The following is a 14152-nucleotide window of genomic DNA, read 5'->3' as shown; positions in this document are numbered from 1 at the left end:
AACATGCTCTCTACCCCCCATGTTCTGCTGCTGGAAGACGACCCAGCCATTGCCCGCACCGTCTGCTATGCGCTGGAGCGCGATGGCATCCGCTGCACCCACAGCCTCTTGATGGCCGATGCCCGCGCGCAGTGGGCCAGCGGCCGCTTTGATGCGCTGCTGCTCGATGTGGGCCTGCCCGATGGCAATGGCCTGGACTGGTGCCGCCAGCTGCGCACCGCCGGCTCGCCCGCGCCCATCCTGGTGCTCAGCGCCCGGGGCGAAGAGGTCGACCGCGTGCTGGGCCTGGAGCTGGGCGCCGATGACTACCTGAGCAAGCCCTTCAGCCCGCGCGAGCTGGTGGCGCGCACCCGCGCGCTGCTGCGCCGTGCCCAGCAGTTTTCACCGCCGCCAGCCACTGCCAGCCATGCCCCGCCCCACGCCGCCCGCAACGCGTTCCAGGTGGACGAGGCCGGCCAGTGCGTGCGCCTGCAAGGCGTGCTGCTGGATCTGACGCGGCGCGAATTCCAGCTGCTCAGCAGCCTGCTGGCCGCGCAGGGCCGCATCCTCAGCCGCCACCATTTGCTCGATGCCGTCTGGGGCCTGCACAGCGACAGCACCGACCGCACGGTGGACACCCACATCAAGACCCTGCGCGCCAAGCTGCGCGCCGTCGTCGCTGACCAGGACTTCATCACCACGCACCGGGGCATGGGCTACAGCCTGCGCGACGGCAGCTGAGGACCGGCCATGCGTCTGGGGATCCGCCTGCTGTTTGCCTTCTTCCTGATCAACGGGCTGGCCGCCTTCTTTGTGCTGCGCGTGTTCATGGCCGAGATCAAGCCCAGCGTGCGCAAGGTGACCGAAGACACCTTGGTCGAGACCGCCTACCTGCTGGCCGCCCAGGCCAGCGATGACCTGGCCGATGGCAAGCTGGGCAGCGGTAGCGGCAGCAGCAACAGCCGCTTTGCCCAGCATGTGCAGGCCGCCTTCGAGCAGCCGCTGCGGGTGTGGATCTGGGACACGCGCAAAGCCGCGCTGGACCTGCGCGTGACGGTCACCAACGGCCAGGGCCGCGTGCTGTTCGATTCCGCCGGCCAGGATGTGGGGGCCGACTACGCGCGCTGGCGCAATGTGGCCCTCACCCTGCGCGGCGAGTACGGCGCCCGCACCTCACGCGAAGTGGCCACCGACGAGGCCACCAGCGTCATGTATGTCTCCGCGCCCATCATGCGGGATGGCGCCATCCTCGGCGTGCTCACCGTCTCCAAGCCGGCCAATGCGGTGCAGAGCATCATCGACAGCAGCGAGCGCAAGATGCTGCGCGGCGGCGTGCTGTTCCTGCTGCTGTCGGCCGCCGTCGGCTTTGCCATCACCTGGTGGCTGGTGGTGCAGGTGCGCAAGCTGCGCAGCTATGCCCAGCATGTGCAGGGCCCCACCCTGCAGGAGGCGCAAGGCAAGCTGCTGCCGCACAAGACGCCCGAGGTGCCCGATGTTCCTGGCGAGCTGGGCGACCTGGCCCAGGCCATGGATTCGATGCGCCGCCGGCTGGAAGGGCGCGACTACATCGAAGGCTATGTGCGCGCCCTCACGCATGAGCTCAAGAGCCCGGTCGCCGCCATCCGGGGCGCAGGCGAGCTGCTGCAGGACGATCTGCCCGCCGCCGACCGCGCCATGTTTGCCCAGCAGGTGGTGGACCAAAGCCTGCGCCTGCAAAACCTGATCGACCAGCTGATGCAGCTGAGCCAGCTGGAGCAGCGCAACGGGCTGGCCCAGGCAGGCACCCCCACCAGCCTGCGCGCCTGTGCTGCGCAGGCCATCGCGCAGCTGCAGGCCACCGCCGCACAAAAAGGCATACAGCTGCAGCTGCAGGGCGGCGACAGCCAGGGCGCCTGGGATGCAGCGCTGGTCACCTTGGCCATCAGCAACCTGCTGGCCAATGCCCTGGATTTCTCGCCGGCGCACAGCCAGATCGTGCTGACCTTGGAGCCCCAGCGCCTGAGCGTGCAGGACAGCGGCCCGGGCGTGCCCGACAGCCTGTTGCACCGCCTGGGAGAGCGCTTCTTCACCACGCCGCGCCCCAATGGCGAGCGCAGCGGCACCGGGCTGGGCCTGTCCATCGTGCAGCGCATCATGCTGCTGCATGGCGGCCGGCTGCAGTTTGCCAACACCCATCCCGGCCTGCGCGCCAGCCTCGATTTCTCGGCCCAGGGCTGAGCATTTCATCGCCCATCGCCGCCACTTCACGCTGCCTTCACAGACTTCATGCTCGGCTCACCGGGGCCGCCGACACTCGCCGCACCGATACACAGAGCAACGAGGAATGCATGAAAAACAGACTGGTGCAAAAGGCCTTGAGCCTGGCCATCACCATGGCGCTTTTGATGGTGGCGCTGATGATGATCAGCGATGTGGTGCGCGACCGCATCTACAACCGCGACCGCGCGGTACAAAGCGTGGTCAACAGCACCGCCGGTCCGCAGACATTGTTCGGCCCGGTGCTGGCCCAGCGCTGCAGCCGTGAGGTGAGCGGCAAGGACAGTGAAGGGCGCGTGGAAACGCGGCTGGTCAGCTTTCAGCGCTACGCGTTGCCCGATGAGCTCAGCCACCAGACACGTGCCGAGATGCAGCCCCGCGCCCGTGGCCTCTACCAGGTCAACACCTTCCTGATGCATGACAAGCTGGTGGCGCGCTTTGCGCCGGGCAACCAGTTGCAAGGCAAGCCTGAGGGCAGCGCCGTGCGCCATTGCGATGCGCCGCGTCTGGTCCTGCCACTGAGCGATCCGCGCGGCATCCGCAGCGCGACCCTGCAGGTCGATGGCAAGCCACTGCCACTGGAGCCGGGCACCGGCCACAGCGTCTACCCCCGGGGCCTGCAGTCCAAGACCCTGGCTGCCGGCGCCAGCGGCAGCGACAGCAACGCCACGATGGAGGTGGTCGTGCTGCTGCAGCTGATGGGCACCGAGCGCGTGGCCTTTGTGCCGCTGGGCGGCACCAACCAGGTCAGCATGCAGGCCGACTGGCCCCATCCCTCGTTTGGTGGCAACTTCCTGCCGCTGGGCCGCGAGGTCAGCGAACAGGGCTTCACCGCCAGTTGGAGCATTCCTGCGCTGGCCTCGTCGGCACGCCAGGCTTTTGTCCAGGAGCGCTCGCTGTGCAGCCTGGGCATCGCCGATACCAGCTACGCCTATGCGGCCGAAGAAAGCCAGTGCCTGGAGCAGTTCGGCACCAGCTTCATCGACCCGGTCAACCCTTACAGCCTGAGCGACCGCGCCACCAAGTACGGGGTGCTGTTCGTTGTGCTGACCTTCGTGGCCGTGGCCATGTTCGAGGTGCTCAAGAAGCTGCGCGTGCACCCGGTGCAGTACCTGCTGGTGGGCTCGGCGCTGTGCATTTTCTTCCTGCTGTTGATCAGCCTGTCCGAGCATCTGGGCTTCACACAGGCCTATGCGATGGGCGCCGGCGCCTGCGTGCTGCTGCTGGGCTACTACGCCAGCCACATCCTGGGCAGCCTGCGGCGCGGCCTGCCGTTTGCGGCGCTGATTGCGGTGATGTATGGCCTCTTGTTCGTGCTGCTGCAGCTCGAGCAGACGGCGCTGGCCGTCGGCTCGCTCGCACTGTTTGCCGTGCTGGCGATCGTGATGGTGGCCACGCGCAAGGTTGACTGGTATGCGTTTGGCAAAGGCGACAACCCCGAGCCCGCCCCGAAGGCCTGGGCCCAAGGCCTGCAGGAGCGCGCATGAACACCGACCACCGCATGGAAAAGCAGCGCCAGCAATGGCGCCTGGCCCAGCGCCAGATGAGCCGCAGCCAGTTGCGTGCGCTGCGTGACCAGTGGCTGGAGCGTGGCAGCCAGCTGCCGCTGCAGGCCAATGCCCGGCGCCTGATGTGGCTGCGGCTGCGCTGCTCGCTGCTGCTGGCCCAGCAGCGGTTCTGAGCGCCGCTACCACCCCATGCAACCAGGCAGCCCTCGGGCCGCCTGGTTGCGTTTCAAAGGTGGGTGCCTATTTGGCAGGCGGCGCGCCACTGCCCCGGCTCAGCGCGCGCAACCGTGCCTCCGGAGACAGGCCGCGCACGCACTGCACATTGGCATCGCCCAGCAGGCTGTCGCACTTGCGGATGGCGGTGTCCAGGTCGGCTTCGCGCTGGCGTTCGGCCTGGCTCTTGGGTGGCGTGAAGATGGAAACCTCGCTGGCCGCCTGCTGGTGCGCATCCTGGATGCCGGCCGCGCGCTTTTGCTTGGCCTCACGCAGGCATGCCTGCTGCGCGCTCTTGCTGTCCTTGTCGTTGCCGGCATGGCGGCTCTTGCAGTCCTCGGCGGCCAGCGCATGGCGCCGTTCCACCTGGGCCGCAAGCGCCTTGAAATGGTTGTTACCGCTGGGGTGGCGCCGCGCCTGCAGCGCAGCGGCATCGACCTGGTGCTGGGTCTCTGCCTCCAGCAGGCAGCGGCGCTGGGCATTGGGGCCACCAGCGAGCTGCTTGCAATGCGCCAGCGCCCGGTCCGCCTGCGCATCGAGCTGCGCCACCGCCTCCCGGTAGGCATCGTCGCCCATCTCTGCGGCCAACAGCGGCACCACCGCCATGGCACCCAGCATCCAGGCGGCCGCCGCGCGCCACAGCGGGCGCCTCCATGCTGCGCGCATCAGCGGTTCTGTTGGCGCAGCCAGGTATCGAGCTGCTGGGCAACCTGGTCGGTGGCGGCCGCCAGCGATGCTGCAGCGCCCGCAGCATCTGCACTGGTGGCCGGTTGGCGGGCATCGAACACCTGCTGGGCCAGCCAGCGCTCACCCTTGGGCGTGATCTCGCTCAAGGTGGCGCGCATGCGCAGCACGCCGTGGCTGGACTGGGCAGAGTCAAATACCTGGCTGAAATCGACCACCTCCAGGCGCAGCATCGCTGGGTACGCAGTATTGCGCAGCAGCGGCGTGGCGCCATCGTCATCGAGCACGACGGCCCGCTGGCCGCTGAGCACATCGCGCATGCGCTGCTGGATCAGCTGCATCGCCGGCAGCACCCAGCTGGCCTGGGTATAGGGCCGCAGTTCGCGCGCATCCGCATAGGCCAGCCGGTAGTAGATGGAAGCGCTGGCATCGGGTACCCCGGCCGCGCGCACGTCGGCCAGAACGAGGGGCTCGGTCGTCGCGGCAGACGTGGCCGGTGCCGCCAGGGCCTGCGCCGGTCCGAAGTCATAGCGTGCCACCGGTTGGGGCTTTTGCGGCAGTGCCGAGCAAGCGGCCAGCACCGCCACGGCCGTCACCACCAGGGCGGCACGGCCAGCGCCGTGCAGGCGGCGACGCAGGGAAGTAGAAATCATGGCATCCATCCTATCGGCCGCTGCCCACGGCGGGCGGGGCTACAAAACCTGGCTCGCCAGGGCCTGGCAGCGCATTGGAGCTGCCATAGATCAGAGACTGCGGGTTGTTCTTGAACGCATCGGCCGTATCGCCCATGCGGCGCGCGGCGGCGCCCACATCGTGCATCGTACGGCCCATGGCGGGCAGGGTGCTGCGGTTGAAGTTGTCGGCCGCGTCGCTGACCTTCTCGACCGCCTGGCCCATCTGGTCAACAACCCCACCCTTGGCCGCCAGGCTGCCGACTGCAGCGCTGACGTCGTTCGAGGTTTTCTGGATACCGGCCAGCGTCTTGCGCGCATCCTGGGCCACGGCAGGCAGGCTGTCGAGCGCCGGATCGAGCTTGGTATCGACGGTGACGACCAGGCGCTTGCTCAGCTGGTCCAGGCTCTGGGCCGCCTGGCCCAGGCTCTTCATGCTGTCCACCAGCACCTGCTGGTTGCCCGGGCTGAGCAGGTCGTTGACCTTGCGGGTCGCATCTTCCACCTGCTGCAGGATGATTGGCCCCTGCTCGGCAATCTGGCCAAAGGGCGAAGGCTTGACGCGCAGGCGCGGAATCCCATCGGGGCCGGGCGGCAGCGGCGTGGTTTCGGTGTTGTCGTCATCAAGCTGGATATGGGCCAGGCCCGTGACACCCTGGTAGCCCAGCATCGCGTAGGTGGTTTTGGTGATGGGCGCTTCCGAGTTGACCGCGATGATGATCAGCACCGTGCCGTCCTTGGCCGGGTCGAACTCGATCTTGGTCACGCGGCCTACGGCCACGCCCTTGTAGCGCACCGCGGCCTGCGGCTGCAGGCCGCTGACGGTCTCACGGGTGGACAGTTCATAGCGCGTGTAGTTCGTGTTGTCACGGCCCATCCACAGGCTCAGGAAGATGACCAGCGCCGTGAGCAAGACCACAAACAATCCAGCCGCCAGTGCGTGTGATTTGTTTTCCATAGCTATCCCTTCACCCCACCAAGCGCCACCGGAGCCATTGCACGGCGTCCACGCTCACCCAGGAAGAAATGTTCAATAAACGGATGCTTGAACTGCACCACTTCGGCCGGTGTGCCCGAGACAATCACTCTTTTTTCGGCCAGCACTGCCACGCGGGTGGACAGCGCAAACAAGGTATCGAGGTCATGGGTGACCATGACCACGGTCAGCCCCAGCTCGGCATGCAGGTCCTTGAGCAGATCGCAGAACTCGTCCGAGCTGTTGGGGTCGAGCCCGGCGGTGGGCTCGTCGAGCAGCAGCAGCGGCGGGTCCATGATCAGCGAGCGCGCCAGTGCCACGCGCTTGATCATGCCGCCCGACAGGTCGGAGGGCATCCGCGTTGCATGCTCGGGCTTGAGGCCCACCATCTGCAGCTTGACCATGGCTGCATCACGCACCACATCCTTGGGCAAGGTTCCCTGCTCGCTGAGCGGAAACGCGATGTTCTCCAGCACATTGAAAGCCGAGAACAGCGCCCCTTGCTGGAACAGCATGCCGATGCGCGAGGCCGCGCCCCGCAGGCTCAGCTCCCGGACCGGCTGGCCCATGATCAGCACCTCGCCCTTGGCGGGCTGCAGCAGCCCCAGCATCTGGCGCAACAGCACCGATTTGCCGGTGCCCGAGCCGCCGACCAGGGTCAGGATCTCGCCCCGGTAGACGGACATGTCCAGATCCTGGTGGATCGCAAAGGCCCGCTCGCCCTGGCCGAACACGGTCCACAGCTTGCGGATATCAACGACCTTCTCATCGCTGGCCACTGCGTTGGGTGGGGGAGATACCGCCTTGTCCATCACTAGAACCCCACCTTGCGGAATGCAATCGCAAAGATCGCATCGAGCACGATCACTGCGGTGATCGAGATCACCACCGACGAAGTCGTGCCCCGGCCCAGGCTCTGGGTGTTGGGCTCGACCTCCAGGCCCCAATGGCAGGCAATCAGCGCAATGGCCACGCCAAAGGTGACCGACTTGGCCAGTGCCAGGTAGAGGTTCGCAATATCGACCGCGCCGGGCATCGCCTGCAGGAAATAGGCAGGCGATACGCCCATCGCGGCATCAGCCGCCATCATGCCGCCGACCAGCGCGCAGACCGTGGTCCACATCGACACCAGCGGCATCGCCAGCGCCAGCGCCAGTGCACGCGGCATCACCAGGCGGTAGCCTTGCGCAATACCCATCACCTGCATCGCATCGAGCTCTTCGTTGACCCGCATCACGCCGATCTGCGCAGTGATGGCCGAGCCAGTGCGGCCGGCGACCAGGATCGCACCCAGCAGCGGTCCCAGCTCGCGCACCAGCGAGATGCCCAGAATATTGACGATGAAGGCATCGGCACCGAACTGGCGCAGCTGCAGCGACATCAGATAGGCCAGCACCACACCGATCAAGAAGCCCACCAGGGCCGTGATCGGCAGCGCCGTGGCGCCCATCGCATACAAATGGCCCGACACATCGCGCCAGGGGCCGCGCAGCGGGTTCTTGATGAGGCGCAGCACATCCAGCAGCAACTGCCCGACCATCTCGACCATGCTGCGCACATGGGCCATGAAGCCCAGCAGCACCAGGCCCAACTGGATCAGCCAGCCCCACCAGTTGACCTGGGTCTCCGGCGGGCAGCCCATCGTCAACGAGGCCACCCGCTCCAGCATCTGGCGCTGCAGATCGGTGGTGCGCAATTGCGCAGGCCACTGCTGGCCCCAGTGGTCCCACAAGAGCTGCGCGCCCACATGGTCCAGCCACTGCACCTCGGACAGGTCCCAGCCCTGTTCTTTGCCCGGTGCCGCGCCATCGAGCTGGCGGCGCAGATCGCGCCACAGCGAGCGCTGGCCCAGCTCAGCCGCGCCCCAGCGTCCGCGCAGCTGCGCCCAGCGCTGCGTGCCGTCCTGGTGTTGCTGTAGATGAGGGGCTGTATCGTCCATGGGTCTAAAAACAAAGCGTGTCGCCCTGCGCGCACGCCATTCGCACTATAGCCGGTCTGTTACCCAGCCGCACCCTGCGCGCTGGCGATCACAGCGCGTGCCTCTGTAGGAAGGTATCGCCGAGCCGCAGCACTGCGGCATCTACACCACGCTTGGCGGCCAGGGACCGGCAGTAGGCGCGGTGGGTGACAGGACATTGGTTTTCCCGCTTGGCAAGCCCGGCATACTGACCACAAACTTGCCGATTCATTCGATGGACCGTGGGCGCCCGGCGCTCCCCCTGATAAGAAGACCGCACATGCAATCTGGAGACAACACAAGTTTCGACTACATCGTCATCGGTGGAGGCACGGCGGGCGCACTGCTGTGCAACCGCCTCAGTGCCAAGACCCATAACCGGGTGCTGCTGATCGAGGCGGGCCGGCGCGATGACTACCACTGGATCCACATCCCCGTCGGCTATTTGTACTGCATCGGCAACCCGCGCACCGACTGGCTCTACAAGACCGAGCCCGATGCCGGTCTCAACGGCCGCAGCCTGCTCTACCCGCGCGGCAAGACCTTGGGCGGCTGCTCCAGCATCAACGGCATGATCTATATGCGCGGCCAGTCCCGCGACTACGACCAGTGGGCCGAGCTGACCGGCGACGCCCGCTGGCGCTGGAACGACACGGTCAACTATTTCAAGCGCCATGAAGACCATTGGCGCCTGGACCAGGAGGGCGAGACCAGCCCCAGCTTTGCGCAGTGGCATGGCAACCGCCGCACTGGCAGCACCGGCGAATGGCGGGTCGAGAAACAGCGCCTGCGCTGGGACATTCTGGATGCCTTTGCGCAGGCGGCCCAGCAGGCCGGCATCCCCGCCACCGATGACTTCAACCGGGGCAGCAACGAAGGGGTGGGTTACTTCGAGGTCAACCAGAAGAACGGCTGGCGCTGGAACACCGCCAAGGCCTTTTTGCGGCCCACCTGCTATGGGCGCTCGAACTTCGAGATGTGGACCAATGCCCAGGTCAGCCGCCTGGTGCTGGAGCGCCAGGCCGACGGCCAGCTCGCCTGCACCGGGGTGGAGGTCTGGACCGGCACCGAGATGACCATCGTCAAGGCCGACAAGGAGGTGGTGCTGAGCGCGGGCGCCATCAACTCGCCGCAGATCCTGCAGCTCTCGGGCATTGGCCCCGGCGCGTTGCTGCAGCAGCATGGCATTGCCGTGCAGCATGACCTGCCCGGCGTCGGCGCCAACCTGCAGGACCATCTGCAGATCCGCTCGGTCTTCAAGATCGATGGCGCGCCCACGTTGAACGTGCTGGCCAGCAACCTGTGGGGCAAGGCACAGATCGGGCTGGAATACCTGCTCAAGCGCAGCGGCCCGATGAGCATGGCACCGTCGCAACTGGGGGCCTTCACCCGCAGCAGCCCCACCCAGCCCCATCCCAACATCCAGTACCACGTGCAGCCGCTGTCGCTCGATGCCTTTGGCCAGCCGCTGCACAGCTTCCCGGCCTTCACCGCCAGCGTCTGCAACCTCAACCCCACCAGCCGTGGCACCGTGCAGATCAAGAGCGCAGACTTTCGCAGCGCCCCTGCGATTGCGCCCAACTACCTGTCCACCGCCGAGGACCGCCAGGTGGCAGCCGACAGCCTGCGCGTGACCCGCAACATTGCCGCCCAGCCCGCATTGGCCAAGTACCAGCCGGTGGAATGGAAGCCCGGCGCGCAGTACCAGAGCGATGAGGACCTGGCGCGCCTGGCCGGCGATATCGCCACCACCATCTTCCACCCGGTGGGCACCACCAAGATGGGTGCGGACCACGACCCAATGGCCGTGCTCGACAGCGAATTGCGCGTGCGCGGCGTGCGCGGCCTGCGGGTGGTCGACGCTGGCGCCATGCCCACCATCACCAGTGGCAACACCAACTCCCCCACGTTGATGCTGGCCGAGCGGGCTTCGGAGTGGATCCGCGCCAGCCATGGGCCATGATGGTGCGCTACAGAGTTTCAGCGCGGTTACGGCCGCTGCTGCGCTGACCACGTCCCCTTGAGGGGCTACCGACCGGTTCACAGGCGCTGAAACGGCAGTTTTGTCTCATTTTTTGCTGTTCCGGGGCGGCTGGGCGCACGAATGGGGCAAAAAGTGGCGCCATCCTGCAATCTGCACCAAATCAGTTACCTTTGGGGTAAATCCCAATGCACCATGCAGGTGCGATGGCCTATAGTAGAGGCACTCGAGGCACTGAAACAGTGCTCTGCGAGAGGACCGAGGAGACATCTCAACAATTCGAACATTTATATAAGGCATCAATAAAAACGAGATGCTCCTTCAAAGCGCCCTTCGGGCGCTTTTGTTTTTCTGGCGTCCCATGCGCCATCCCTCCTCTGTCCCAGGGCTTGCATCGCGACCCGGCAAGGCCACGCGCCTGCCCCGTCCGACACCGCTGCTGTTCCGTTGGCGGCCTTGCATTTAGCCGCCCTGGTACGGTGCCAGCCCCCCGTTGGCGGTGCGACAATCTCGCCCCATGGAATGGATCTTCGTTACGCTCGCGTCCATGTTCGCGGGCTTTGTGGATGCGGTCGTCGGTGGCGGCGGCCTCATTTTGGTGCCCGCACTGTTTGGCGCTTTCCCCGCTGCACCACCGGCCACCTTGCTGGGCACCAACAAGAGCGCCGGCGTCTGGGGCACGCTGATCTCGGCGCGCCAGTACGCCAGGCGCGTGGACATGCGCTGGGCAGCCATTGCACCGGCGGCAGGCGCAGGTTTTGTCGCCTCGCTGCTGGGCGCCTGGGCGGTGACCGTGGTCGATCCGAGCATGCTGCGCAAGGCCTTGCCGATCATCCTGATCGCCGTGCTGGCCTACACCTTGTACAAAAAGCAGCTGGGCCAGACCCATGCGCCGCGCTACAGCGGCCGCGCCGAGGCCTGGGTGGCCTGCGCGATTGGCGCCACCATCGGCTTCTACGACGGTTTCTTTGGCCCCGGCACCGGCAGCTTCTTCGTGTTCTTGATGGTGCGCTGGCTGGGCTACGACTTTCTGAACGCTTCGGCCAGTGCCAAGATCCTGAACATCGCCACCAATGTGGCAGCGCTGATCCTGTTCACCGCCAAGGGCCATGTCTGGTGGCACTTTGCGGTTCCGCTGGCCGCTGCCAACATCCTGGGCAGCATGCTGGGCACCTGGATGGCCTTGAAAAAGGGCTCGGGCTTTGTGCGCGGCATGTTCATCGTCGTCGTGGCGGCGCTGATCCTCAAGACCGGTTACGACGCCTTTTTGCGCTGAACGGCGGCCTGGGTGCTGGCCTGCATGGCCAGCCCTGCCCGGGCATGGCCCTTCGTCCTTCACCGCCTGGTTCTGAGGCGGTTTTTTGTGGCCTGGTGCGCTGCCCCGCCACGGGCCCACGGGCTTACTGCGGTGGCTCGGTCTGCGGCTTCAGCTGGATATCTTCGACGCGCCTTGGCGTGCCCATCGGCGCACGGCCATCGCCGCGCTGCATCGCGGCAATATCGGCCTCGCTGGGGTATTCACCCAGCAGCCAGTAGTCGATGATGCGGCGGGCAATCGGAGCAGCCGAGCCGGCGCCAAAGCCAGCGTTTTCCACGATCACGCCGACGGCGATCTTCGGGTCTTCGGCCGGTGCAAACGCGATGTACAGCGCATGGTCGCGCTGGCGCTCGGCCAGACGCGCGGCATTGTACTTTTCCTTCTGGCCAATGCTGATGGCCTGGGCCGTGCCGGTCTTGCCGCCGGCCGTGTAGCGGGCCGTGCCAAAGGAACCGCGCCCGGTGCCACCCGTCACCACCGACACCATGCCGCGCTTGACTGCATCCATATTGCTTTGCTTGTAGCCCAGGTTCACGGGCGGCGGCTGCTCGATCGGGCGGCGCTCGCCGGTCACCGGGTCGATCAGCGAACGGCCCACATGCGGCACCCGGCTGTTGCCGTTGTCCAGGATCGTCGCCAGCGCATGGGTCAGCTGCAGAATCGTGAAGTTGTTGTAGCCCTGGCCAATGCCCAGCGAGATGGTCTCACCGGCATACCAGCGCTTTTGCTCGGGACGCTTGTAGGTTTCGCGCTTCCAGGTGGTGCTGGGCAGCACGCCACGTACTTCACCGGGCAGGTCGATACCGGTGATCTGGCCAAAGCCCAGCGGCTTCATGAAGTCATGGATCGCATCCACACCCATTTCATTGGCCAGGGTGTAGAAATAGACATTGCTCGAATGCTGGATCGCGCGGTTCAGATCGACAGGGCCCAGCGCATGGCCGGAGCGGAAGGTGTGGCCGCCAAAGGTCCAGCTGCCGCCGTCCTGGATGATGGTCGACGGGGTGCGCTTGCCCGTCTCCAGCCCGGCCAGTCCCATGAAGGGCTTGTAGGTCGAGCCGGTCGGGTAGGTGCCGCGCATCGCCCGGTTGAGCAGGGGCCGGTCGATGGATTCGTTCAGCGCCTTCCAGCTTTCCTGGTCAATGCCTTCGACAAAGATATTGGGGTCGAAGGTGGGCTTGCTGACCATGGCCAGCAGCTCGCCGCTGCGCGGGTCGATCGCAATGGCCACGCCCCGGCGCTCGCCATACAGGTCCTCGACCATCTTCTGCAGCTTGATGTCCACCGACAGCACCACGCTCTCGCCCGGGGTGGCCGGAGAGCTGTCGAGCTTGCGCACTGCATGGCCGCCGGCCGACGTTTCCATGCGCTCGACGCCGGTGTGGCCGTGCAGTTCCTTCTCGTAGCTGGCCTCCACGCCGGTCTTGCCGATGTATTCGGTGCCCCGGTAGTTGGCCGCTTCGTCGGAGTCGTCGATGCGCTCCTTCTCGCGCTGGTTGATGCGGCCGATATAGCCGATCAGATGGGCACCGGTCTCCCCCATCGGGTAGGAGCGAAACAGACGCGCCTTCACATCGACGCCGGGGAAGCGGTAGCGCTGGGCGGCAAACTTGGCCACTTCCTGGTCGGTCAGGCGCGAGCGGATCGGCAGCGAGTCGAAGTTGCGCGAATCCTCACGCAGGCGCTTGAAGCGGCGGCGGTCACGCGGCGTGATCTCGATCAGCTCGGACAGCGCATCGATGGTCTCTTCCACGTCGCTCACCTTGTAGGGCGTGATCTCCAAGGTGTAGGCCGAGTAGTTGGTGGCCAGCAACACGCCATTGCGGTCATAGATCTGGCCCCGGTTGGGCACGATGGGCACCACCGCCGTGCGGTTGCTCTCGGCCTGCGCCAGCAGGTCATCATGGCGCTCGATCTGCAGCACATACAGGCGTGACAGCAGAATGCCGAAGCACAGCACGACCACCAGACCGATGACGACCACCCGCAGCCGAAAACGGCTGAAGGCACGGTCTGAGTTCTGGATCTCGGTCATGGTCTGCGCAAACGCCCCGCTTACAAGGGGCGGTTTTCGTCATCGTCGGGCGGCTGGCGCTGGGGCAGCTGCAGCAGCCAGCTGACCAGCGGCCACAGCAGCACGCACCACAGGCCAGGCGTCAGAAAGCCCCAGCCCGGAAAACTGCCGCGCAGCAACAGCCGCAACAGCATCAGCACCACGTCGGAGGCGAGGAACAGCGGCATCACCTGCACCGCCTGGGCCATCACGCTCAGCCAGGTGATGCGCTGGCGCAGCAGCGCCACGCCATACAGCACGCCCGAGTACACCAGCGCATGCAGTCCCAGCAGGGACGACTGGTGCACATCCATGCACAGGCCCAGCACAAAGGCCCAGCCCATGCCGATCTTGCCGGGCTCATGCACACCCCAGTAGACGAGCACCAGCAGCAGCACGTCGGGCAGCCACAGCGCGCGGCCCAGCGGCAGCATGTTGATCATCAGCGCCAGCACCAGGGTCAGCGCCACAAAGCCTGGGGGAACAGGGAGCAGCAAGGGCTGCCCACGCGGCATGATCATGGCTGCATTCCTGGGGTTCGGTTCATCGGAGCCGG

At 66.2% G+C, this 14152-nt stretch carries 13 protein-coding genes; 6 read left to right on the top strand and 7 right to left on the bottom strand.

Translation table 11 applies throughout. The features are described from left to right. Positions 1-3: 3 nt before the first annotated feature. The 4 genes from creB to MJ205_RS21450 all read left to right on the top strand — a co-directional run bounded on the left by creB (position 4) and on the right by MJ205_RS21450 (position 3916). Positions 4-720 (top strand): two-component system response regulator CreB, encoded by a 717-nt coding sequence (creB, locus tag MJ205_RS21465; RefSeq protein ID WP_239810299.1) that lies wholly within the window; start codon positions 4-6, stop codon positions 718-720. 9 nt (positions 721-729) lie between these two features. After that, positions 730-2196, top strand: a complete 1467-nt coding sequence (creC, locus tag MJ205_RS21460) for a two-component system sensor histidine kinase CreC (protein WP_239810298.1) — start codon at positions 730-732, stop codon at positions 2194-2196. A gap of 110 nt (positions 2197-2306) precedes the next feature. Beyond that, positions 2307-3722, top strand: a complete 1416-nt coding sequence (gene creD, locus MJ205_RS21455) for a cell envelope integrity protein CreD (RefSeq protein WP_239810297.1) — start codon at positions 2307-2309, stop codon at positions 3720-3722. Beyond that, positions 3719-3916: a hypothetical protein gene (locus MJ205_RS21450; protein WP_239810296.1), complete on the top strand. Its 198-nt coding sequence runs from the start codon at positions 3719-3721 to the stop codon at positions 3914-3916. The genes creD and MJ205_RS21450 overlap by 4 nt, the downstream gene beginning before the upstream one ends. A 67-nt stretch (positions 3917-3983) precedes the next feature. Here the strand turns inward: MJ205_RS21450 and MJ205_RS21445 are convergent, their stop codons facing one another. The 5 genes from MJ205_RS21445 to MJ205_RS21425 are packed head-to-tail and all read right to left on the bottom strand — an operon-like array spanning position 3984 to position 8226. Then, positions 3984-4622 (bottom strand): hypothetical protein, encoded by a 639-nt coding sequence (locus tag MJ205_RS21445; RefSeq protein WP_239810295.1) that lies wholly within the window; start codon positions 4620-4622, stop codon positions 3984-3986. Then, positions 4622-5293: an ABC-type transport auxiliary lipoprotein family protein gene (locus MJ205_RS21440; protein ID WP_239810294.1), complete on the bottom strand. Its 672-nt coding sequence runs from the start codon at positions 5291-5293 to the stop codon at positions 4622-4624. Before MJ205_RS21440 ends, MJ205_RS21445 begins: the two co-directional genes overlap by 1 nt. Before the next feature lie 10 nt (positions 5294-5303). Continuing rightward, a complete protein-coding gene (locus MJ205_RS21435) occupies positions 5304-6269 on the bottom strand; it encodes an MlaD family protein (RefSeq protein ID WP_239810293.1) in 966 nt (321 codons plus the stop codon). 2 nt (positions 6270-6271) lie between these two features. After that, positions 6272-7099, bottom strand: coding sequence for an ABC transporter ATP-binding protein (locus MJ205_RS21430; protein ID WP_239810292.1), 828 nt, complete (start codon positions 7097-7099; stop codon positions 6272-6274). Positions 7100-7101: 2 nt separating this feature from the next. Further along, the gene (locus tag MJ205_RS21425; RefSeq protein WP_239810291.1) at positions 7102-8226 is read right to left on the bottom strand and encodes an MlaE family ABC transporter permease; all 1125 of its coding nucleotides are present in this window, start codon (positions 8224-8226) and stop codon (positions 7102-7104) included. 298 nt (positions 8227-8524) lie between these two features. Between MJ205_RS21425 and MJ205_RS21420 the strand changes: the two genes are divergently transcribed. Beyond that, the gene (locus MJ205_RS21420; RefSeq protein ID WP_239810290.1) at positions 8525-10207 is read left to right on the top strand and encodes a GMC family oxidoreductase; all 1683 of its coding nucleotides are present in this window, start codon (positions 8525-8527) and stop codon (positions 10205-10207) included. A gap of 535 nt (positions 10208-10742) precedes the next feature. Then, a complete protein-coding gene (locus tag MJ205_RS21415; RefSeq protein ID WP_239810289.1) occupies positions 10743-11501 on the top strand; it encodes a sulfite exporter TauE/SafE family protein in 759 nt (252 codons plus the stop codon). Positions 11502-11625: 124 nt separating this feature from the next. On the opposite strand, the gene mrdA is transcribed toward MJ205_RS21415, so the two are convergent. Both mrdA and mreD read right to left on the bottom strand, forming a co-directional pair. Beyond that, the gene (gene mrdA, locus MJ205_RS21410; protein ID WP_239810288.1) at positions 11626-13578 is read right to left on the bottom strand and encodes a penicillin-binding protein 2; all 1953 of its coding nucleotides are present in this window, start codon (positions 13576-13578) and stop codon (positions 11626-11628) included. 20 nt (positions 13579-13598) lie between these two features. After that, positions 13599-14117, bottom strand: a complete 519-nt coding sequence (mreD, locus tag MJ205_RS21405; RefSeq protein ID WP_239810287.1) for a rod shape-determining protein MreD — start codon at positions 14115-14117, stop codon at positions 13599-13601. Positions 14118-14152: the final 35 nt, after the last annotated feature.

It is taken from the genome of Comamonas sp. B21-038, assembly GCF_022387135.1.
GTDB lineage: Bacteria > Pseudomonadota > Gammaproteobacteria > Burkholderiales > Burkholderiaceae_C > Comamonas > Comamonas sediminis.
The sequence above is the reverse complement of the archived record's forward strand: the minus strand, read 5'-3'. Positions and strand labels throughout refer to the sequence as shown.